25 protein-coding genes are annotated in these 22,727 nt (G+C 46.4%); 24 read left to right on the forward strand and 1 reads right to left on the reverse strand.

Features of this window, described 5'->3' with window-relative positions; translation table 11 throughout:
- The first annotated feature begins 37 nt into the window (after window positions 1–37).
- The 5 genes from KNP98_RS05885 (at window position 38) to KNP98_RS05905 (ending at window position 5,202) form a co-directional block, all read left to right on the forward strand.
- The gene (locus KNP98_RS05885) at window positions 38–922 is read left to right on the forward strand and encodes a MerR family transcriptional regulator (RefSeq protein ID WP_088837332.1); all 885 of its coding nucleotides are present in this window, start codon (window positions 38–40) and stop codon (window positions 920–922) included.
- A 59-nt stretch (window positions 923–981) separates the two neighbouring features.
- On the forward strand, window positions 982–1,572 hold the full coding sequence (locus tag KNP98_RS05890) for an adaptor protein MecA (protein WP_088837331.1): 591 nt from the start codon (window positions 982–984) through the stop codon (window positions 1,570–1,572).
- 175 nt (window positions 1,573–1,747) lie between these two features.
- On the forward strand, window positions 1,748–2,692 hold the full coding sequence (locus KNP98_RS05895) for a D-alanine--D-alanine ligase (RefSeq protein ID WP_029330692.1): 945 nt from the start codon (window positions 1,748–1,750) through the stop codon (window positions 2,690–2,692).
- Window positions 2,693–2,826: 134 nt separating this feature from the next.
- Entirely contained in the window at window positions 2,827–4,092 is a 1,266-nt protein-coding gene (locus tag KNP98_RS05900) for a Glu/Leu/Phe/Val family dehydrogenase (RefSeq protein ID WP_029330690.1), read from the forward strand.
- A 117-nt stretch (window positions 4,093–4,209) separates the two neighbouring features.
- Complete coding sequence (locus tag KNP98_RS05905) at window positions 4,210–5,202, forward strand: YpdA family putative bacillithiol disulfide reductase (protein WP_088837330.1); 993 nt, start codon at window positions 4,210–4,212, stop codon at window positions 5,200–5,202.
- A 68-nt stretch (window positions 5,203–5,270) separates the two neighbouring features.
- Here the strand turns inward: KNP98_RS05905 and KNP98_RS05910 are convergent, their stop codons facing one another.
- On the reverse strand, window positions 5,271–6,236 hold the full coding sequence (locus KNP98_RS05910; protein WP_214810855.1) for an asparaginase: 966 nt from the start codon (window positions 6,234–6,236) through the stop codon (window positions 5,271–5,273).
- Between the two features lie 157 nt (window positions 6,237–6,393).
- On the opposite strand from KNP98_RS05910, the gene prsW reads away from it, so the two are divergent.
- From prsW to KNP98_RS06005, 19 genes are all read left to right on the forward strand, one after another.
- Complete coding sequence (prsW, locus tag KNP98_RS05915; RefSeq protein WP_088837328.1) at window positions 6,394–7,053, forward strand: glutamic-type intramembrane protease PrsW; 660 nt, start codon at window positions 6,394–6,396, stop codon at window positions 7,051–7,053.
- Between the two features lie 25 nt (window positions 7,054–7,078).
- On the forward strand, window positions 7,079–7,735 hold the full coding sequence (locus KNP98_RS05920; RefSeq protein ID WP_088837327.1) for a flagellar brake protein: 657 nt from the start codon (window positions 7,079–7,081) through the stop codon (window positions 7,733–7,735).
- 75 nt (window positions 7,736–7,810) lie between these two features.
- Window positions 7,811–8,482, forward strand: a complete 672-nt coding sequence (cmk, locus tag KNP98_RS05925) for a (d)CMP kinase (RefSeq protein WP_214765110.1) — start codon at window positions 7,811–7,813, stop codon at window positions 8,480–8,482.
- Window positions 8,479–9,078, forward strand: a complete 600-nt coding sequence (locus KNP98_RS05930) for a lysophospholipid acyltransferase family protein (RefSeq protein WP_088837326.1) — start codon at window positions 8,479–8,481, stop codon at window positions 9,076–9,078. Before cmk ends, KNP98_RS05930 begins: the two co-directional genes overlap by 4 nt.
- 95 nt (window positions 9,079–9,173) lie before the next feature.
- Complete coding sequence (gene rpsA, locus KNP98_RS05935; RefSeq protein ID WP_029330677.1) at window positions 9,174–10,307, forward strand: 30S ribosomal protein S1; 1,134 nt, start codon at window positions 9,174–9,176, stop codon at window positions 10,305–10,307.
- Between the two features lie 127 nt (window positions 10,308–10,434).
- Complete coding sequence (gene der / locus KNP98_RS05940) at window positions 10,435–11,745, forward strand: ribosome biogenesis GTPase Der (protein WP_029330675.1); 1,311 nt, start codon at window positions 10,435–10,437, stop codon at window positions 11,743–11,745.
- Window positions 11,746–11,763: 18 nt separating this feature from the next.
- Window positions 11,764–12,789, forward strand: a complete 1,026-nt coding sequence (locus KNP98_RS05945; RefSeq protein WP_201302334.1) for an NAD(P)H-dependent glycerol-3-phosphate dehydrogenase — start codon at window positions 11,764–11,766, stop codon at window positions 12,787–12,789.
- Between the two features lie 18 nt (window positions 12,790–12,807).
- On the forward strand, window positions 12,808–13,005 hold the full coding sequence (locus tag KNP98_RS05950; protein WP_029330666.1) for a DUF2768 domain-containing protein: 198 nt from the start codon (window positions 12,808–12,810) through the stop codon (window positions 13,003–13,005).
- Entirely contained in the window at window positions 13,002–13,736 is a 735-nt protein-coding gene (locus KNP98_RS05955; protein WP_029330664.1) for a hypothetical protein, read from the forward strand. The genes KNP98_RS05950 and KNP98_RS05955 overlap by 4 nt, the downstream gene beginning before the upstream one ends.
- 85 nt (window positions 13,737–13,821) lie before the next feature.
- Entirely contained in the window at window positions 13,822–14,094 is a 273-nt protein-coding gene (locus KNP98_RS05960; protein ID WP_012370671.1) for an HU family DNA-binding protein, read from the forward strand.
- A gap of 142 nt (window positions 14,095–14,236) precedes the next feature.
- Window positions 14,237–14,815: a heptaprenyl diphosphate synthase component 1 gene (locus KNP98_RS05965; RefSeq protein ID WP_029330662.1), complete on the forward strand. Its 579-nt coding sequence runs from the start codon at window positions 14,237–14,239 to the stop codon at window positions 14,813–14,815.
- A gap of 22 nt (window positions 14,816–14,837) precedes the next feature.
- Window positions 14,838–15,545: a demethylmenaquinone methyltransferase gene (locus KNP98_RS05970; protein ID WP_029330660.1), complete on the forward strand. Its 708-nt coding sequence runs from the start codon at window positions 14,838–14,840 to the stop codon at window positions 15,543–15,545.
- Window position 15,546: 1 nt separating this feature from the next.
- Window positions 15,547–16,509, forward strand: a complete 963-nt coding sequence (locus tag KNP98_RS05975; RefSeq protein WP_088837324.1) for a polyprenyl synthetase family protein — start codon at window positions 15,547–15,549, stop codon at window positions 16,507–16,509.
- Window positions 16,510–16,603: 94 nt separating this feature from the next.
- A complete protein-coding gene (gene ndk, locus KNP98_RS05980) occupies window positions 16,604–17,020 on the forward strand; it encodes a nucleoside-diphosphate kinase (protein WP_088837323.1) in 417 nt (138 codons plus the stop codon).
- A gap of 149 nt (window positions 17,021–17,169) precedes the next feature.
- On the forward strand, window positions 17,170–17,943 hold the full coding sequence (locus tag KNP98_RS05985; protein WP_214765107.1) for a CheR family methyltransferase: 774 nt from the start codon (window positions 17,170–17,172) through the stop codon (window positions 17,941–17,943).
- A gap of 21 nt (window positions 17,944–17,964) precedes the next feature.
- On the forward strand, window positions 17,965–19,119 hold the full coding sequence (aroC, locus tag KNP98_RS05990; RefSeq protein ID WP_088837321.1) for a chorismate synthase: 1,155 nt from the start codon (window positions 17,965–17,967) through the stop codon (window positions 19,117–19,119).
- Window positions 19,116–20,174, forward strand: coding sequence for a 3-dehydroquinate synthase (aroB, locus tag KNP98_RS05995; protein WP_088837320.1), 1,059 nt, complete (start codon window positions 19,116–19,118; stop codon window positions 20,172–20,174). Before aroC ends, aroB begins: the two co-directional genes overlap by 4 nt.
- Window positions 20,165–21,421, forward strand: coding sequence for a 3-phosphoshikimate 1-carboxyvinyltransferase (gene aroA / locus KNP98_RS06000; protein ID WP_088837319.1), 1,257 nt, complete (start codon window positions 20,165–20,167; stop codon window positions 21,419–21,421). Before aroB ends, aroA begins: the two co-directional genes overlap by 10 nt.
- A 35-nt stretch (window positions 21,422–21,456) precedes the next feature.
- On the forward strand, window positions 21,457–22,719 hold the full coding sequence (locus KNP98_RS06005) for a tetratricopeptide repeat protein (RefSeq protein WP_029330640.1): 1,263 nt from the start codon (window positions 21,457–21,459) through the stop codon (window positions 22,717–22,719).
- The last annotated feature ends 8 nt before the right edge of the window (window positions 22,720–22,727 follow it).

A 22,727-nucleotide genomic window follows, 5' to 3' on the forward strand; every position in this document is an offset into this window, starting at 1 on the left:
GGGTATACTGAAAAGGAGAAGGAAGGAGGCACGGTGCATGGATCGTGGGAAATATAATATCAAAGCAGTCGCTGCATTAGTAGGGCTCAACCCAACGACCATTCGTGCTTGGGAAAGGCGATATCAAGTGCTTGATCCGGACCGGAGTGAATCTGGGCATCGCATCTATAGTGATAGCGATGTCGCGAAGCTCCGCTGGATTGTAGATAAACAAAAAGAAGGACTATCTGTTTCGAAAGCGATTCAACTGTACGAAATGCCTGTCAGTCGCACGGAGCTTCCACTTGATTATGGTGTTGAACTACGTGAACAGCTGTTTGAGGCATTAACGACATTTGAGGAACGACATGCCCATGACATCATGAATAAGGCATTCTCAATGTTTAGTTTCGATAAGGTGATTCAAGATATCGTTGGACCGTTGCTGCACGAAATCGGCTCAAAGTGGGAAAATGGTGAAATTACGATTGCGCATGAACATTTTGCGACAGCCTTTTTACGGGCCCGCCTTTCAACATTGTCGTTGCAAATGCCGATCAATCCTTTTTTACCGCGCATTTTATGTGTATGTGCGCCAGAAGAAGAACATGAATTGGGATTGTTATTTTTTACGCTATACTTACGCCAATCCGGCTTCGATGTGATTTTTCTTGGGGCAGGAATTCCCGTGTCAGATCTTGTGACGGTGACGAAACAATTAGTACCACGTGCTGTCGTCCTTTCGTGTACGATTTCTGACCACCTCAGTCTTTTAGATGAAGCGCTTGCCGAACTACGACAGGCTGTACCGAACGTCGAGATTGGTCTAGGTGGTTATGCCGTCGAACAGCTCCCTGAAAAATACGCGGATCACCTCCTCGGGACGGACGATTCCTCCTGGAAAAGTTGGTTAAGTCGACTCACTCCGACAACTGGTGTATAGTGTGATTCATATTGAACGGAGAAGTTGTTTTTCTCCGGCATTGACTGGAGGAGTCTTAGATGAGATTTGAGACATTTAAACAAGGGCATTTACGTGTGTTTATTACGAAGCAGGAACTATCCGTTCACGACGTTCGACCAGAAACACTGGCAGTTGGAAAAGGACAGGACCTATTACGTAACCTGTTAGAAGAAGCAGAATCAAATTTTGGATTTCATGCGGTCGGGACACTTGAATTTTTTGTGACATTCTTTCCGAATGACGGGATGTTGGTCGATGTACGACGAGAAGGTGAATTACCAGAAGAAACGTTTGATGAATTTGATCAAGTAGAAATTCGGATGACCGTCGATATCGTACACCATGTCCTGTATCAACTCGAAGAATTCGAGGACGTCATTCAAGCGAGCCACGGATTGCTTCGCCACGTTCTGATGACGGAAACGGGTGGTAGGCTGTACTACTTCGAAGGGCGGTATTACTTGTATTTCGAGGAACGGATGGCAGAGGCGCTTGAACGGACGATTACGACCGTACTGTCTGAATATGGCGTACCAAGTGCGAAAAGTCCGCTCGCGATGGCGGAATACGGAAAAACACTTCAGCGTTCAGATGCAATCAAAATGATTGCCGGAACATTTTCTGTGTAAATGATGATTTTTAACGAATCGGCACATACGACGATTCTTTTTAAGACCACTGACCGGTTTCTGACGGAAAGTGGTCTTTTTCATGAGGAATCATCAGTTAACACCATTTTGTATTTTTTCGTTGAAAGAGTGATGGTATGATAAACAGTGAACGTAAGATGAAGGAGTGAAGAGTATGAGAGTGGCAGTATTATATGGTGGGATTTCTGGAGAACGTGAGGTTTCGTTAAGTAGCGGGAAGTCCGTGATTCAAGCATTGGAGGGAAAAGGGCACGAAGTCGTTGCCATCGATTTCCATCCGGAACGTGCTGAAGAAATTTTCAATCTGGATGTTGAAGTCGCCGTCATTGCTCTTCATGGAAAATATGGAGAAGATGGTCGTGTTCAAGCATTACTAGAGTTAGCGGATATTCCGTATACTGGATCAGGTGTGTTGGCTTCCGCTTTAGCGATGGATAAAGCACGGTCGAAGTTGCACTTTGAGAAGGCTGGCATTCGGATTGCGCGTGATGTCTTGATTGAACGCGGTGACGACATCGCAGATAAGGTCCGGCAGTGGGGCGGTGAATTCCCTTGTGTCGTCAAACCGGCTCAAGAAGGATCGTCAAATGGATTGACGATTGCGATGGACGACGCGATGTTACGAAGCGGAATCGAACTCGCTTTTCAGGCAGACGATGCGGTTTTGATTGAACAATTCATTAAAGGGCGAGAAGTAACCGTACCGGTGCTCGGCCAAAAAGGTGCTGAAAAAGCGTTGCCCGTCATCGAAATCATTCCTAAAAATGAATTTTATGATTATGAATCAAAATATGCAGTCGGTGGATCAGAGCATATCTGTCCTGCTGATTTTGATGAGGTGACGACACAAAAATTACAAGAGTGGGCAGTCCTCGCCCATCAAGTCCTCGGATGTTCGGGCTATTCCCGTTCTGATTTCCTGGTGCCTGAAATCGGTCATCCCGTTATTTTAGAAACCAATACGCTACCTGGTATGACAGCGACAAGTCTATTCCCGGACGGGGCACGGGCAATCGGGATTGATTATCCAGAGCTAGTCGAATCGTTTATCAATCTAGCGATTACACGTCATCAAGCGACTTCGAACAACATAAAGTAAACAAAAAAGAGTAGATGATAGAAAGCGCTTACAAATATAGTAGGAATCCCTTTCATTACACGTCGGAACAAGGTATACTTTATCCGAACAAGGAAACGGCATAGGGGATGCCACTTATGGGGAGGAACGTTGGAATGATCACTGACCAACAACATGCGAATCATCGGAAAAACGTACTTGAAGCAACACAGGAAATCGTAAAAGAGGCACTTGAGAAGTTGGGTTACCCGGACGAAATGTATGAATTGTTAAAAGAACCGTTGCGGATGTTGACGGTTCGGATTCCAGTTCGGATGGACGATGGGTCAACAAAAATCTTTACCGGCTACCGGGCGCAACACAATGATGCTGTCGGTCCGACGAAAGGTGGAATCCGTTTCCACCCGAACGTAACGGAAGTCGAAGTCAAAGCGTTATCAGTCTGGATGAGCTTGAAGGCAGGAATCGTCGATTTACCATACGGTGGTGGTAAAGGTGGAATCATTTGCGATCCACGAGAGATGAGTTTCCGGGAAATCGAGCGTCTGAGTCGTGGCTATGTCCGTGCAATCAGTCAAATCGTTGGTCCGACAAAAGATATTCCAGCACCTGATGTCTTCACGAACTCACAAATCATGGCCTGGATGATGGATGAGTACAGCCGGATTGATGAATTCAATTCACCGGGCTTCATTACAGGAAAGCCGTTAGTACTCGGTGGTTCCCACGGGCGTGAGACTGCGACAGCTAAAGGGGTCGCCATCATGATTCGGGAAGCTGCTGCGAAGAAAGGGATTACATTAGAAGGAGCCCGCGTCGTCGTTCAAGGGTTTGGTAATGCAGGGAGCTTCTTATCGAAGTTCATGCATGATTTGGGGGCGAAAGTCATTGCGATCAGTGATGCATATGGCGCTCTCCATGATCCGAACGGACTGGATATCCCGTATTTACTTGATCGTCGCGATTCGTTCGGGACGGTGACGACGCTTTTCAAAAATACAATTTCAAATAAAGAACTGCTCGAATTAGAGTGTGACATTCTTGTTCCGGCAGCGATTGAAAATCAAATCACGGAAGATAATGCGCATGACATTAAAGCGCGAATCGTCGTCGAAGCAGCCAACGGTCCGACGACGAATGAAGCGACGAAAATTCTCGCGGATCGTGAAATCTTGATTGTTCCCGATGTCTTGGCTTCAAGTGGTGGCGTAACGGTGTCCTACTTTGAATGGGTTCAAAACAACCAAGGGTACTACTGGACGGAAGAAGAAGTGCATGAAAAGCTTGAAAAAGTACTCGTGAACTCGTTTAATCAAGTGTATCAAACATCGCATACACGAAATGTTGATATGCGCCTCGCTGCCTACATGGTAGGCGTTCGTAAAATGGCGGAAGCCTCACGCTTCCGTGGATGGGTTTAATTTTGAAAAAGTTCACTTCTTACAGGAGTGAACTTTTTTCATGTAACTTAAATTCTTTCTTCGTTTGCTCATGTTTGCTAAGATAAAAAAAAAGCACGTGGAAGAGGAGAAAAGATTATGCTGGATTGTCTCATCATTGGTGCAGGACCGTGTGGGTTATCGGCAGCGATCGAGATGCAAGATCGTGGATTAGCTGTCGAAGTCATCGAAAAAGGAAATATCGTCGAAGCGATTTATCAATATCCGACGCATCAAACATTTTTTTCGAGTAGCGAAAAATTAGAAATCGGTGGTGTTCCGTTTATCAACAAGGAACTTAAGCCGAAACGCCAAGATGCACTCGTCTATTACCGTGAAGTCGTTAAACGGAAAGAAATCACGATTCGTCCGTTTGAGACGGTGGAACGAATCAGTAAACGTGCGGATGGTGAAGGGTTCGAAGTCGTATCGTCGCGAATGGAGGAGACGGTGACGCGTCAGGCACGGGCACTCGTCTTAGCGACAGGCTATTACGGATTGCCAAATAAAATGGACGTACCAGGTGAGGAATTACCGCACGTTTCTCATTATTTTAAAGAAGGTCATCCTTTCTTCGGACAAGACGTTGTCGTCATTGGTGGAAAAAATTCGAGTGTCGATGCCGCAATTGAACTTGAGAAGGCAGGTGCACATGTCACGCTGTTATACCGTGGTGAAGCGTACAGTCCGTCAATCAAGCCATGGGTCCTCCCGAACTTCGAAGCGCTCGTACGGGCCGAGAAGGTCAAAATGGTGTTTAACGCAACGATCGATTCCATCACACCGACGCACGTCCATTATAAAGAACAAGGAGAAGCGACCTCAATTAAAGCAGATTTTGTTTTTGCGATGACAGGTTACACACCGGACGTTGGTTTGTTCGCGGATGCCGGTATCATGATTGATGGAGAAACGGGAATTCCGGATTTCAATGAGGAAACGATGGAGTCAAACGTTCCCGGCATTTATATTGCGGGTGTCGTCGCTGCAGGATATGACGCCAACAAAATATTTATCGAAAACGGTCGTTTTCATGGAGAATTGATTGCAACGAGTCTTGCGGATCGACTTGTTCGTGAAACGACACGATAAGCGCTCTTTTCGATCGCTAAAAAAATAACCGTTTCCCTCCCCGGGAAGCGGTTATTTTTAGTGACAGATCATTCGACTTGAAATGAAGTCTCAAGTTCAGGGTGTGTAGCCTCGATTTCGAGCTCAATCATCAATTTCAAGCGAGCTTTTTGTGAGTTCAGACCATTCGAGAAAATCAGACCAAGTTCTTTTAATTGTTGTCCTCCGCCTGCATATCCGTAGACATCTTGGACGATGCCGTTAAAGCAACGACTGACGATGACGATTGGCATTTGTTCAGTCAGCTGACGAATCGCATCCATCAGACTTGGTGGCACATTTCCTTGCCCGAGTACTTCGAGGACTAGACCATCATAACCAAGTTCACCGACAGCAATTAAAAGGTCGGGGTCCATCCCGGCGTAAACTTTTAGGACGGAGACACGCTTTGTTAGTTTCGTCACCATGTGCGTTGGTTTTAAGACAGGTGTATTGAATAAATAGACATGATCTTTCGTGACCATCCCTAAGTTACCGAAATGAACCGATTTAAAAGTATCGACAGAAGAAGTATGCGTTTTCGTGACGTTAAAAGCAGAGTGGATTTCTCCGTTAAAGACAACGAGAACCCCTTTTCCTCTAGCTGCATCACTGACGGCTACACGCAATGCCGTAATCAAATTAAACTCACCGTCAGAACCGACTTCATTTGATGAACGCATCGCACCTGTCAAGACGATTGGAATTGGAGCACCAATCGTCAACTGTAAGAAATACGCCGTTTCTTCTAACGTATCCGTTCCGTGCGTGATGACGACGCCATCATACCCTGCCTGCAGTTCTTCTTTGATGAAGTGTGCGAGACGGAGCATGATGTCCGGTGTGATGTGTGGTGAAGGAAGGTTCGCGAAGTGGCGTGTCGTGATGTCCGCGATGTCGGTCGCACGTGGCAATGAAGCATCCAGTGGGTTGATGTCATTCGGCAGAACGTGACCGGAATGATTTTGTGCCATCGCGATCGTGCCTCCGGTATGGACTAATAGTAATTTTTTCATAAAGAGCCTCCTGTCTATTCGTTCGATAGTCAGACACTAAAAGCTGACTATTCATTTTCATCCATAATTGTACCTTTTTTTTTCGGATATACAATGGACTCGGTTTTCTTTTCCAGGAGAAACCTTTATCCTTAAGGAATAGGAAGGGGGCAAAAACGTGTTATCGATCGTTTTCTCAGGAATTGCCCCGGGAATTGCACTACTTACTTATTTTTATCTCCGCCATGAACATGAAGCTGAACCCGTCGGTTATATTTTACGGAGTTTCATTTTTGGCATTTTACTTGTGTTTCCATTGATGTTCATCGACTACGTCGTTCAGACTGAATTTGGGGGAGATGAATCGATTCGTCTGTTTCGAACGGCAATTACGGAAGAATTTGCGAAATGGTTTATCGTTTTTTATACCGTATATATCCATCAACGTTTCAATGATTATTATGATGGCATCATTTACGCAGTCGCCTGTTCGCTCGGTTTTGCGACGCTTGAGAATATTTTATATTTAATGGTCAATGGGACGGTTGAACACATGATATTCAGAGCGTTGCTTCCTGTATCGGGTCATGCACTCTTTGCTGTTCTAATGGGCTTCTTTATGGGGCGTGCAAAATTTTCAATTTACCCGAATCGTTGGCTAAGTCTGTCCTTAATTGTTCCGATGATTGCGCACAGTATGTTTAATTTGTTAATATTGGAAAATGGTGGTATTTCCTTGCTGCCCATTATTTTTATGGTGATTTTATGGGGAGTCGGCCTTTACCAAGTTAAGAGTGCGAATCGCTTGAATCATCGATACAAAAAAAATAGTAATTGAATAGAATGGATTGGGAGAGAGTGACATGATGCAAACAGGTGATTTGATAATGGTACGCAACAGTGAAGATCGACAAGGTCGGACGAAGGTCACGGCTGTGACGAACCGTTTAATCTGGATGGAAGCGCCGAGTGAGGCGGACACGCTAAAAACATTTATTTTATCGGAAGATGAATCGATTCACGTTTACTTTTTTAAAGAAAAGGGACGGTTGTATGGCTTTGAATCGGAAATCGTCGAACGACAAAATGATCCGCTTCGTGGACAACGATATGCAATCAGACGCCCGACCGACCAACAGATTGAGCGTGTTCAACGTCGTCAGTTCGTACGTGTGCCGTTACTTTTGGACGTCGCACTTCATCCGCATAAAACTAAATTCGAACCGTTCACGACGGTCTCGCTTGATTTATCAGCAGGTGGAATATTGATCTTAGCGAATCATTTACCGATTGAACTAAAAGACGAGGTTGAATTGACGTTTTTACTACCGGCCGAACATGGAGGAACCCATACACTTGACGTTTTAGGTGAGTTAGTTCGCGTCGATCGACGCGAAGAACGTTACGAACTCGCCTTTCAATTTACACAAATTCATGATCGAAGTCGTGAGCTCGTCTTACGGCACTGTTATCAGGCGCAAATGAAAAATTCGCGGAGTGGCACGAATTCATTCACCTAAGTCTATTTTTTTGCTATGATAACGGTCGATACTATGAACCGCTTAAAAATGGTTCAAACGGAAGGAACGAAAAACATGACTAAAATTCAAATCGCACTTGACGGACCAGCTGGTGCCGGAAAAAGTACAATTGCTAAACAATTAGCAGCACATCTTGACTACGTCTACATCGACACAGGGGCGATGTATCGGGCCGTAACGCTCGCAGCACTTGAGCAAGGAATCGACCTCGAGGATGGGCAACGGTTAGGTGAGTTAATGACATCACTTGATATTCGTTTAACACCAGGTGAAAACGGGCAACGTGTCTTTATTGGCGAGCGCGAAGTAACAGAATCGATTCGGTCGAGCGAAGTGACGAACAATGTCTCTTTCGTCGCAAAACATGCTCAAGTACGTTCGGCACTCGTCGAGATGCAGCGCCGCTTAGCAGAATCGGGCGGTATTGTTATGGATGGGCGTGACATCGGTACAGTCGTCTTACCAGATGCTGAACTGAAAGTCTTCATGACAGCAACAGTCGAAGAACGTGCGAGTCGCCGGCATCGTGAAAACGTGTCTCGGGGGATGGACAGTGACTTAGAAGCACTTCAAGCAGAAATCGCGTTGCGTGATAAACGTGATAGTGAACGGGAAGTGTCTCCGCTCAGACAAGCGGACGATGCCATTTATCTCGATACAACCGTCATGTCGATCGATCAAGTCGTCCTTCGTCTGACAGAGCTTGCGGAAGGGGTATTAAAATGAGTCGAACGGACTCCGTTTATCGACTAGCGCGATTCGTCGTGCTCGTCATCGCCAAAACTGTATTTCGTCTTCGCGTGACAGGGAGAGAAAATCTTCCGAAGGATGGATCCGTTCTTTTATGTGCGAATCATAGCTCGAACTGGGATCCCGTCTTTCTAGTTAGCGCGATTCCGACGAGTCGCTCGGTTCGTTATATGGCAAAAGAGGAACTGTTTAAAGTCCCTGGATTGAAACAATTGATGACGGCAGCGGGGACGTATCCCGTCGGACGCGGACAGGGCGATCGTCAAGCTTTAAAACGAACGATTGAATTATTGAAAACGGACGAAACCGTCGGAATTTTTCCAGAAGGAACACGGTCTGCTCCAGGTGAGTTCACGGCAGCGCAACCAGGTGTCGGTTTTTTTGCACTCCGATCTCCGGCGCAAATCGTTCCTGTCGCGATCATCGGCAACTATCGCCCGTTTAAGCCGATGCGGGTCGTAATCGGCAAACCAGTCGATATTGAAGATTTACGCGATCAACGCGGTGCCGCGAAAGCGATTTCAGAACGAATTCTCGAAGAAATCAAATCGGTCTACTACAATCATGTGTAAAACCTTGACAAATAGTCAGAATTGTAAGAAGTTAAAAGAAGGATAAACGTATTTTATTACGTTTCTTGTACTCATCGTGAGGAGGTTGTGTTGGAATGGTCGAAGAAATGAAAGATATGCCTGATTTTGAAATTCATCGGGACCAGGTAGTTACTGGGATGGTCGTGAAGATTGAAGACAAGCAAGCACTCATTGATATCGGATATAAGACAGAAGCAATCCTGCCGATTAGCGAAGTCTCAAGTCTCCATTTGGATGACATACGAGGTGTGCTAAAAGTCGGTGATGAATTACAAGTAAAGGTGAAGAAGATTACAGACGAAGAAGTCGTCGTCTCAAAACGTGAGATTGATGCCTTGAAAGCATGGGAAGAAGTCGAAGCGAAATATGAATCGGCTGAAATTTTTGAAGTTGTCGTCAAAGACATCGTCAAAGGGGGTCTCGTCGTCGACATCGGCGTACGTGGGTTCATTCCAGCTTCACTTGTCGAACGTCACTATGTAGAAGATTTTTCTGACTACATCGGCCGGTCGATCGAAGTCAAGGTCGTTGAGCTCGACCAAGAAAAAAATCGTGTCATTCTTTCACATAAAGCGGTCGTCGAAGGCGAGCTTAATGCGAAGAAAAAAGAGACGCTTGAAAACTTGGAAGTGGGTCAAGTCCTTGAAGGAACTGTCCAACGCTTAACGGATTTTGGTGCATTTGTCGATATCGGTGGTGTTGACGGACTCGTCCACATTTCTGAAATGGCGCATCATCGTGTCGAACGACCGTCTGATATCGTAACGGAAGGGCAACAAGTCGAAGTGAAAGTACTTGGTGTCGACCGCGATACAGAAAAGGTCAAGCTATCAATTAAAGAGACGCAACCAGGTCCATGGCAACAGATGGAAGGGAAAATCGAAGCGGGTGACATCGTCAAAGGACGTGTCCGTCGTCTCGTTCAATTCGGAGCATTCGTCGAACTTGCACCGCAAGTCGAAGGTCTCCTCCATATCTCTCAAATCGCTAATCGCCATATTAGTTCGCCGTCGGAAGTGCTTGAAGAGGGACAAGAAATCGAAGCGAAAGTTCTTGAGGTTCACTTAGATGAACACAAGATTTCCCTTTCGACGCGTGTCTTAGAACAAGAAGAGACGGATGAAGATGACTACTCTCAATATACGGATCAAAATGAAGGGTTTTCGGTAGCGGACCTCGCTGATAAAGACTCGGATGCAAAAGAATAAATTTTGACAAAAAGTGGACACGATTCGTGTCTGCTTTTTTTATGTTTCGGTTAGATGTGGTATAAGCGCGCTTGATTTGATACAATAGAACGGCTATGAAGCGAGAGAAGAGAAAGAAGGTGTTGGGATGGCAATTCCAGTAGTGGCGATCGTAGGTCGCCCAAATATCGGAAAGTCGACGATTTTTAACCGGGTGATTGGAGATCGGGTTTCGATCGTAGAAGACAAGCCAGGTGTTACCCGCGACCGTATATACGGAACTGGAGAATGGCTCAATCGTCATTTTCATTTGATTGATACAGGTGGAATCGAAGTCGGGGATGAGCCCTTACTTCAAATGATGCGTCATCAGGCGGAGCTTGCAATCGATGAAGCGGACGTCATTATTTTCATGGTCAATGGACGCGAAGGGATTACGGCTGCCGATGAAGAAGTCGCCGGCATGTTGTTCCGTTCAAATAAACCAGTTGTTATCGCGGTCAATAAAGTCGATAACTTTGAAATGCGTGATTTAATGTATGAATTTTACTCATTAGGATTCGGCGATTTATATCCGATTTCCGGAACGCATGGTCTAGGACTCGGAGACATGCTTGATCGTGTCCTCGAACTAGCTCCAAACAAAGAAGACATCGAATACGACGAAAATACAATTAAGTTTGCCTTAGTTGGTCGTCCAAACGTCGGGAAGTCGAGTATGACGAACTCGATTCTCGGTGAAGAACGTGTCATCGTCTCAAGTGTCGCTGGTACAACCCGTGATGCAATCGATACACCGTTTACACGTGACGATCAAGAATACGTCATCATCGACACAGCAGGTATGCGTAAACGTGGGAAAGTCTACGAATCGACAGAACGCTTTAGTGTCATGCGTGCCCAAAAAGCCATTGAGCGAGCTGACGTCGTTTGTGTCGTCCTCGACGGTGAAGAAGGTATCATCGAACAAGATAAAAAAGTCGCCGGATATGCCCACGAAGCCGGACGTGCGATTGTCATCGTCGTCAATAAATGGGACGCGGTCGAAAAAGATGATAAAACGATGAAGAAAATGGAAGAAGAAATTCGTGAAGAATTCCGCTTCCTCGACTATGCGCCAATCGTTTTCGTCTCTGCGAAGACGAAACGTCGTCTTCAAACATTGCTCCCTGTCATCAATCAAGCGGCGAAAAGTCATGCCCAACGCATTCAGACAAGCGTCTTGAACGATGTTATCGTCGACGCAGTCGCGATGAATCCAGCGCCGACGGATAAGGGTGTTCGTCTACGGATTAACTATGCGACACAAGTGGCATCGCGTCCGCCTACATTCGTCTTGTTCGTCAACGATCCAGAGCTCTTGCATTTCTCATACAAACGGTATCTCGATAACCGAATCCGGGAAGCATTTGATTTTACTGGAACACCGATTCGGATTTTGGCACGTCAAAAACAATAAGGCAGGGTGAAAATCATGATGAAAAAAATTGCAGTCATTGGAGCTGGAAGCTGGGGAACTGCGCTTTCACTCGTTTTAGCAGATAATGGTCATGACGTCATTCTTTATGGCCGTGATCAAAAAAATGTTGATGCCATTAATGAAAATCATGAGAATACACAATTTCTGCCTGGTGTGGCATTGCCTTCTTCTTTACGGGCGACGACGAATTTAGATGATGCTGTAGCAGGTGCTTCGCATATTTTGATTGTGACGCCTTCGTCAGCGATTCGTGGCGTCGCACGCCAGTTAAATGAACGATTAACAGAACCCGTCGTCCTCATTCATGCGTCGAAAGGGATTGAACCGAAGACGCACTTACGATTGTCTCAGTTGATTGAAGAAGAAATCGATCCCGCAAAACGTTCGGCGGTCTGTGTTTTGACAGGACCGTCACACGCAGAAGAGGTTGCATTACGTAAACCGACGACGGTGACGATTGCTTCTGAAGATTTAGAAGAGGCCGGTCGTGTCCAAGAACTCTTCATGAATGAAAACTTCCGGGTGTACTTGAACGCGGATATCATCGGAGCGGAACTTGGTGGCGCCTTGAAGAACATCATTGCCTTAGCTGCAGGAATGACGGACGGTTTAGGGTATGGAGATAATGCGAAAGCAGCATTGATTACGCGTGGAATGGTAGAAATCGCGCGTCTCGGTACATTGCTTGGTGCTAAGCCGATGACGTTCACCGGTTTGACGGGGATGGGTGATTTGATTGTGACCTGTACATCAGTCCATAGTCGGAACTGGCGAGCCGGGAATGCCATCGGGCGTGGTGAAAAACTCGAAACCGTATTAGAAAACATGGGGATGGTCGTTGAGGGAGTTCGCGCGACTCAAGCTGCTTACGATTTGGCAGAAACGAAACAGTGCGAGCTTCCAATCACGACGGCACTCTACCATGTCCTTTTCGATGGTCACACACCGGAAGAAGAAGTACGGAAGTTGATGCAACGCCCGCAAAAAAATGAAATTGAACATCTGTTTACGACGAAAGATTAACGGAGTGGGGTGGAAACCTTGAGTCCTGGATTATTAAAAATGTGGATTTCGTTTGGCGGGATCGGGTTATTTGCGATTAGCGTCCTATTCGTCACGATCAGTCGAACGAAATTGACAGGGGTTTGGCAGTTCCTGCTCTCGACCCTTGCCTTCCTATGTTTTATTGTAGCTTCCATTATTATGGTGTTCATCGTCATGGCAGGTCCGAGCGCATGAAGAAGCTAGTCGTTCTTTTCATGTTGGTGCCTGTCATGTTGTTATCGGGATGTCTCTTCCCGGATAGTCAAAAACCTTCGAACCGGATACCCTATCCGCAACAAATCGCAACGGTTCAAGATGCTGTCGACGCGTATCAAAAAGATACCGGTGTCTTACCAATCAAAACAAGAGACGCAGATACGCCTTTGATGGAGCGGTATCAAATTGAACTCGGACGCTTAATTCCTCGTTATATGAGTGATCCTCCACCGAATAGTTTCGAAGGTGGTGGAACGTTCATTTACTTGTTAGTCGATGTGGAAGAGAAACCGACTGTAAAGCTGATGGATTTACTCGTTGCAGAAGAACTCCAAAAGCTACAGGTGCGCATCGATACGTACCGAAAGAAAAATGAAAAATATCCATTTAAAGGTTCGATTGGTAAAAATCAATTCACACTCGACTATAAAAAGTTGTTCATTAAGGAAGAACCGAAGATTCCGAGTCCTTATTCCGATACGGAACTGGACATCTATGTCGACGGTCAAGGGCAGTTGTATGTCAACTATCTTCCTGAATTGAAGAAAGCCGTTGAAACTGCGAAGAAAAAACCAAAAGTCGGTCAAGATATTCGTCATTTACTGTATGATGATCAACCTTTTGTCCCGGCATACTCTCAAAGCTATACAATTAACGAAAAAGGCGAACCTACGTTTTCTGAGGAATCGATCGAAGAATCAGAAAATTGAGAGGGATTATGACGAAAATGTTGTAATAGCAACGTTTATAAGGTATGATTAGCCTCGAAGAAGCGATTGGGAGGGGGTGAAAGTAATGAACAAAACTGAACTCATTCAAGCGGTTGTCGAAAAATCAGGTCTTACAAAAAAAGACGTGACTAAAGTTGTTGAATCAACATTCGAATCAATCACTGAGACACTCCAATCTGGAGAAAAAGTCCAATTGATTGGTTTTGGTAACTTCGAAGTCCGTGAACGTGCCGCTCGTAAAGGTCGCAACCCACGTACGAAAGAAGATATCGAAATCCCAGCAAGCAAAGTGCCTGCCTTCAAACCGGGTAAAGCATTGAAAGATGCAGTCAAGTAATTTGGCTACATAGTCGTTCGAGGAATTCCTCGAACGGCTTTTTTTGTGGGTATTCAAAGGCGTGAAAAAGCGATGATTATGGTATATTAAAAAAGAAGAACATCCATCAACGAGATGGCACTGGAGATCGGGGGGTAAAAGCATGGACCAACGAGAGCTATTCATGACAGAAATCATTACTGCGCTCAACAACAAACAGACGACTCAACTAGCTCGACATGTGGATTTCCCTTCCATCGATCGTGAACAGATCAGTTGGTTGATTGATGTCGCTCAAAACGAGACATTGGATTGGCAGGCGCTCGTAAAGGGCGTACATTTTGCGAAGGTTGCACTTGTCTTACATGAACGAGTAGGTGAAACGAAACGAGGATCAAAAGAAAGACAATTGCTCGTATTGGCGGGAGATCTTTTTTCGACTTACTTTTTTGAAGAGTTAGCGTCGCTTCCCCAAACGGCACTCGTGACGTTAGGACGGACTGTACAGCGTGTGAATGAAGCAAAATGTTCGATCCATGAGCGAAATTATACGTCGACAGAAGATTACGTCTTACTCTGGCTGACGGCGGAATTTGGACTCGTTCAAGGTTTGGCGGCAATCAGCGGTCAAGATTGGTTAACACGAGAAGGGCAACGCATCATTCGGAAACAGGCCGAGTTGCTCGATCATGAAGCGCAACAACTACTATTATCACATTTAGAACAAATGGCAGTAGCGTAATATTCTTGAAAGGGTGAACTGCGTGCAGACACAAGAAAAAGAAAAGAAAGTTTATGAAGTGTTTCAATCAATTTCGACAAATTATGATCAGATGAATTCCATCATCAGTTTCCGCTTGCACAAATTATGGCGAAAAGAAACAATGCGCCGGATGGATGTATTTCCGGGGGCAAAATGTCTTGATTTATGTTGCGGAACGGCTGACTGGACAATTCAACTCGCGAAAGCGGCTGGTCCGACCGGTGTCATCAAAGGACTCGATTTCTCTGAAAACATGCTTAAAGTCGGAGTCGATAAAGTCGAGGCGTTAGGGATGAAAAACGTCGAATTGATTCATGGCAATGCGATGGATTTACCTTTTGGTGATCATTCCTTTGACTACGTGACAATTGGGTTTGGACTACGGAATGTTCCGGACTATCTCCAAGTCATCAAAGAGATGCATCGTGTCTTAAAACCAGGTGGAACAGTCGTATGTCTTGAGACGAGTCAACCGACGGCACCAATTTTCCGTGAGGCCTACTCGTTATACTTTGGTAAAATCATGCCACAAGTCGGTCGTTTGTTTGCAAAATCGTTTGATCAATATAACTGGCTTCAAGAATCGACGGAAGTGTTCCTCGATCGTGTTGAATTAAAGCAATTATTTGAGCAGGCTGGCTTCATGCAGGTCGAAGTAAAGGCGTTTGCAGGTGGGGCGGCTGCAATGCACCTCGGGAAGAAGTGGTGAGATGTCACTGCATTCAATTTATCGAGATGTAACGAAAGAAGTGAATTTAGTCGACCGATTCTTAACAAATCATATTGCGTCCGAAGAACCGACGATTGATGCTGCAGGGCAACAACTCTTGAAAGCGGGGGGGAAACGGATTCGTCCGGCTTTTGTTTTGCTCGCTTCGAAGTTTGGTCAAGCAGACCGGGATGAACTTGTCCGTGTCGCGGCAAGTCTTGAACTGGTCCACATGGCATCACTCGTGCATGATGATGTCATCGATGATGCCGAACTGAGACGTGGAAAGCCGACCGTCATGCAACGTTTTGATGAAGAAGTTGCATTATACTCGGGTAACTATTTGTTTGGTGAGGCAGTCAAATTGATTGGAGAAATCGGGAAACCGGAACTCGTCCAAGTCATGGTCCATGCGATGCGCGAAATTTGTGAGGGTGAAATCGAACAAATTTATGATCAATACGATTGGAATCAATCGATTAAACGATATATTAAACGAATCGAGCGGAAAACGGCGATCTTGATTGAGGCAAGTTGTCATCTAGGAGCCATCGTCGCGAACTGCTCGGAAGCGGATACGAAAGCATTGCGGCAATTTGGGCGTGACATCGGTCTTGCTTTTCAAATTGCGGATGATTTACTGGATTTCACGGCGAACCGGGTCGAGCTTGGTAAACCGGTCGCAGAAGATTTACGACATGGGCATAAGACGTTGCCAGTTTTCTACGCCTCAGAAAATCCAGCTTTTTTCAAGGAACTCGTCAAAATTCAGGAGATGCCCTCCCACGAAGAAGTCGCGCCACTTCTTGACCGTCTGCAAGCGTCTGACGCACTTGAACGGACACAACAGACCGTCGATCTTTACATTAAGCGAGCGATTCGTCGTTTAGAGCATTTACCGAAGTCTTCTGCAAAGCGTTCACTTGAAGAAGTCGCACGTTACGTTGGAAAGCGAAAAGGATAAAAAACTGTCAAAAATTTCTTGCCGCTCGATCCGTTTACGAGTAAACTTACTATGTAAGCGCTTTTCTAAAAGCATTTCATAGGGGGACTCAAAAATGGAACAAACATTTTTAATGGTAAAACCTGATGGTGTCGAACGCGGATTGATTGGGGAAATCATCGGCCGGATCGAACGAAAAGGATTTGTTGTACGTGAAATGAAAATGATGCAAGCGTCTGAAGAATTGGCGAAAGCACATTATGCAGAGCACGCAGAGAAGCCATTCTTTGGAGAGTTGGTCACTTTCTTAACGTCTGGTCCTGTCGTCGCACTTCGTGTCGAAGGAACGGATGTCGTATCTGTTTCACGTTTGATGATTGGAAAAACAAAACCGACAGAAGCACTACCTGGGACGATTCGGGGAGATTTCGCGAACACGATGAGCGAGAACGTCATCCATGGTTCAGACAGCGTCGAGAGTGCGGAGCGTGAACTTGGACTTTGGTTTCAAGGGCAACCGGTAAACGCATAATGAAACGAACGGCAAACAGACGATTGAGCAATTGCTCAATCGTCTGTTTTTGTATTTTGGAAAGGAAATGGCTTTATGCTACTATAGAGAATAAGATAGGGTCATAAAACGTGTATGACCGATGATAGAGAGGACCAGTGAGGTGTACTATGGACGATTACGAGCTTTTCATCCAACGTTTCTTAAAAAAGTCAGGAATTGATTTAGGACAATATAAAGAAGCACAAATGAAACGACGTTTGACGGCTTTGCGCGATAAAAAAGGACATGATACCTTCGCCTCGTATATGCAGGCAATGGAAAAAAGCGAGACCTTATATGAAGAGTTCTTGGACCGGATGACGATCAATGTTAGTGAATTCTTCAGAAATCCGATTCGCTGGCAACAGCTCGAACAAGATATTCTTCCGGTGCTGCAAGCACGTGCGCATGGTCGGATTCGGACATGGAGCGCGGCTTGTTCAACGGGGGAAGAGCCCTATTCGCTCGCGATGATTCTTAATGAGATGATGGACCCTGCCCAATTCACGATTCAAGCGACCGATTTAGATGAGATCGTTCTTGAAAAGGCGAAGCAAGGTCGATACGGCATTTCAGCCTTAAACGAAGTCGTCGAATCAAGGAAAAAACGATATTTCATCGAACAGGATCAACAATATGAGGTCGCTCCAGAAATTAAACGGCTCGTCCGTTTCAGTAAACATAATTTGTTAGGAGATCGCTATGACAGTGGATTTGATTTAATCATCTGTCGTAACGTACTTATTTACTTTACAGAAGAAGCAAAAGCGCACGTCTATCGCTCTTTTGTGGATGCGTTAAAACCGGGCGGCATTTTATTCGTCGGCGGAACGGAACAAATCTTTCAACCGGAACGATTTGGTCTAAAAATGAAGCAAAGCTTCTTTTATGAAAAAATTTAACGACGTGAAGGGATGAAGCGTATGCGCTACATGACAGCTGGAGAATCACACGGAAAAGGACTTTCCGTCATCATCGATGGTGTTCCTTCCGGACTAACAATCGATTTCGAAAAAATTCAATCTGAAATGACACGACGTCAAGGCGGTTATGGACGTGGACGGCGGATGCAAATCGAACAGGATGCGATTGATGTTCGGGGTGGAATTCGTCACGGTTACACGACGGGGGCGCCAATCAGTCTGTTTATTGAAAACAAAGACCATACGCACTGGAAACAAGTCATGCAGGCGGAACCGCTCGAGGAAGCGCTTGAACGTCCGCGGACATTGACACGCCCACGCCCAGGACATGCGGATCTTGTAGGTGGCTTGAAGTACGGTCATCGTGATCTCCGTGATGTCCTCGAACGTTCCTCTGCTCGAGAAACGGCGGCCCGAGTTGCAGTTGGGGCAATCGCGAAACAATTGTTGGCACAGCTCGATGTCGATTTGTTTTCCCATGTACGATCAATCGGTGGCGTTGATGCTGAAGCCGTTGATCCGACGACGCGGCGTGAGTTGATTGAAGCTTCTCCAGTCCGTTGTGCAGATGAAGCAGCGACTGAACAGATGATGCGTGCGATCGATCAAGCTAAAAAAGACGGCGACACACTTGGTGGTGAAGTCGAAGTCGTCGTCACGGGACTTGTTCCGGGGATTGGATCATTTACGCAAAATGACATGAAGTTAGACAGTCGGATCGCCCAAGCTGTCATCAGTGTCAATGCGATGAAAGCGGTTGGATTTGGTGATGGTTTTGATTTGGCGCGTCGTCCCGGTAGTACGGTCCAAGATGAAATCATTCATAGTGAAGCAGGTTACTCCCGCAGAACCAATCACCTAGGCGGAATTGAAGGTGGGATGTCGACAGGAATGCCGATTCGGGTTCAAGTTGCGATGAAGCCGATTCCGACATTGTATCAACCCCTGCAATCGGTCGATATTGAGACGAAAGAGCCGTTCACGGCCCAAATTGAACGCAGTGATGCTTGTGCTGTGCCCGCAGCAGCTGTCGTTCTCGAAGCTGTCGTCGCATTCGAAGTCGCAGCCGCGATTCTCGAAATGTTCGGGAGTTCAACGATGGATCGATTAAAACAAACGATAGCTGATTACAAGGAGGAGGTGCGTCTGTTTTGACGCATCTTTGCATCAAAGCGAGTCGCCCGTATCCGGTTCACATCGAGCCGGGTGCGTTGCGACACCTGGCGGAAGTCGAAGAAGCACAGGTAGCAGATCGCTTTTGGATTATCACCGATCAAACGGTCAGTTCCCTTCATTTAGAGACATTGATCAAACACGTCACGACTCTTTTTCCGAAAACAAACTGGATGACGAGTACTGTCGTACCAGGTGAGAGCAGTAAATCGCTCGAAACGTATGCAGACTTGCTTCAAGAAGGCATTGAACGAGGGGTGACCCGTCGTACGGTCATCCTGGCATTTGGTGGTGGAATGATTGGAGATCTCGCCGGTTTCGTAGCAGCAACGATTCTACGGGGCATTCCGTTCATCCAAATTCCGACGACGTTACTCGCGCATGACTCGAGCGTCGGCGGGAAAGTCGGGCTAAATCTATCGCTCGGTAAAAACCTCGTCGGGGCGTTCTATCAACCGAGTGCCGTTCTCTACGATGTATCTTTTCTGAAAACATTACCGGACCGCGAGTGGAGAAGCGGTTTTTTTGAATTGTTGAAACATGGTCTATTGGCAGCGGAACCGTTTGCTGATCAACTGATGGATTTAAAACTGTCCGATATGAAAGAGTTGCCACTCGAATCCTGGATTGCGAAAGGGATTTCCGTCAAACAACGAATCGTCGAACAAGATGAACAAGAACAAGGCATCCGTGCCTTTTTAAATTATGGGCATACATTTGGTCATGCCGTCGAGTATGCGAGTGAGCGTCTCGCGCATGGTGAGGCAGTCGGAATCGGTTTAGTCTTTGCCAAAATGTTAGAGGGACAAGTCGAAGAAGGAAATCAACTGGCTCAATTGTTGACGCGTTTAGGTGTCGAACTACCAAAAAGGCAATCGTTCGAGGTCTATTTCGACTATATGAAACGGGATAAAAAAAATAATCAGTCGATTCGATTCGTCTTAGCAGAAAACGGGAAATTTAACTTAGAGGAAATTCCGGTGGGACGATTGCTGTCCGCCTATGACATGACTGTGAGGTGCTTGAAATGGGATTAAAGGGAAAGGTAAGAGTACCCGGCGATAAATCAATGACACACCGTGCTTTTTTATTTGGTGGGATTGCAAACGGGACGACGACGATTTCGAATGCACTCGAAGGAGCGGATTGTCTCGCTTCACTGAAGGCGGTTGAGGCACTTGGTGCGAAAATCGAGCGTTCTGAAAAAACGATTCAGATTACAGGGACGACTGCATTAAACGAAGCAAAAATCGATTGTGGGAATTCCGGAACGACGATTCGACTACTAAGCGGTATTTTAGCTGGTAGCGAGGCGGCGTATGAATTGACAGGCGATGATTCGTTAAAAAAACGGCCGATGGATCGGGTGACGATTCCACTCAGTCAGCTTGGTGCGAAAATCGAAGGGAACTACGCTCCGTTACGGATTCAGGGGCAACCGCTCGTCGGAACGACGTATACCTTACCGGTCGCAAGTGCTCAGGTGAAAAGTGCGGTCTTACTAGCGGGGTTATTTGCGACAGGTGAGACAACGGTGATTGAGCCGATCTTATCACGCGATCATACGGAACGGATGTTGCCGCAATTCGGCGTCGATGTGACGATCGATGACTTTGAAGACGGACGGCATATTCGTGTCGAAGGTCCTGTTCAACTTACGGCGACGACGGTCGATATACCGGGCGATCCGTCCTCGGCTGCATTTTGGTGGACGGCGGCGGCGATTGGCGAGGACAGTGTCATCACGACGGAACGCGTACTCATGAACCCGACCCGGATCGGATTTTTACAAGTATTACGACAAATGGGTGCGAGCGTCAAAATTTCGAACCGGCAGGAAGTGGCAGGGGAGGAAGTCGCGGATGTGACGGTAGAATCGACTACCCTGCAGGCGATGACGATTGAAGGAGAACAAATCCCTTCATTGATCGACGAGATTCCGCTCCTCGCTTTACTCGCGACGCAAGCGGAAGGAAAGACGATTATCCGGGATGCAGCGGAGTTACGCGTCAAAGAAACGGACCGGATCGAGACGGTCGTCGCGTCACTACGACGACTCGGAGCGTCGATTGAAGCGACGGCAGACGGGATGACAATTGAAGGCCCGACGTCATTAAAAGGGGCGGAGGTCGACAGTGCCGGTGATCACCGTTTGGCGATGATGTTGACGATTGCTAAGACATTGAACGAAGAAATTCAAGTGAACGGGAATGAAGTAGTTGAAGTCAGCTACCCAACGTTCTATGATGATTTAAAGAAATTGCAAGATAACGGGAACGGATAAGTTCCGAATTGAATTTAGAAAGTGAGGCGTTTGCCTTGAACGAACAGGTATTAAAAGAAATCGTCGAAGGGCTAGAACACGGCCATACGTCGGAAGCGTTAGCTTCACTCGAACAACTTGAAAAGACAGGGACCGATGAGGATCGCTTAGCTGTCGCAGATCTTTACATCGAACTCGGACTCTCGGACCGGGCAGTCGATATCTTATCGCCTCTTTACGTCGATTATGCGGGGAATGCTGGCGTCGCTTTATTGCTTGCCGAATGTTATATCGATCTTGATAGAGAAGAAGAAGCAATCACCGTCCTTGAACAAGTCGATAAGACGGATAGCGAAAATGGACCTCGGACATTAGTGTTGTTAGCGGACCTTTATCAATCACAAGGACTCGACGAAGTAGCGCTCGCGAAATTAAAAGAGGCACGGTCACTTGCGCCGGATGAACCGTTGCTCGCTTACGGACTGGCTGAACTCTATATGACACTTGGAGCATTTGATCAAGCGGTCCCATTGTTCGCTGAAATTGCAGCTGTTCCGGCATTAAGAGAAGAATTGCCACTGGATGCCCTGTACGCCGAGTCGCTCGCAATGATCGGTGAATTCGAAGAAGCGATTCCCTTATATGAACGTGCAGTCGCGGAACGGTCTGACTTGCATACGCTGTTTGGACTTGCGATGACCGCCCACCGCGTCGGACTACACCAAAAAGCGGTCGAAACGTTCCAACAACTGATTGCCCAAGATCCAGATTATACGTCGGCTTACGTGCCTTACGCCGAGAGTCAAGCAGAACTCGGCTTGACGAAGGAAGCGTTGAATGTCATTAAGCAAGGGATGGAGCGAGACGATTATAATGATGAGCTCCGGACGATGGAAGCTTTATTCCTCTTGAAGTTAGGAGACCGCCAAGGGAGTGTCAACGCCTTACGTGAAGCCCTTGCCCTTAACCCGGAATCCTTGCTCGCTGCGGAACGTTTACTTGCGCTCCTCGCTGAAGATGAGGACCATGAGGCGACGATTGAAACGATTTCAGCAATCGAAGAACACGTCACGGCACCAATCTTGACGTGGTACCGTGCTCGATCACTCTATGCGCTGGAAGATTATACGAATGCAATGAAGCAGTATGCTCAAGTTGAATCTGCATTCGCGGATGATGCCCTCTTCTTGAAAGAATATGGTTTCGCATTGGTTGAAGAAGGACGACGTGAAGAGGGACAAGCATTGTTGCGTCGGGCAGCGATGTTCGCTCCAGAAGATGCTGATCTCGTCGATTATGTCGAACGGATGGATAGTTGATTCGATTG

The organism is Exiguobacterium sp. s127 (assembly GCF_018618695.1).
Lineage (GTDB): Bacteria > Bacillota > Bacilli > Exiguobacteriales > Exiguobacteriaceae > Exiguobacterium_A > Exiguobacterium_A oxidotolerans.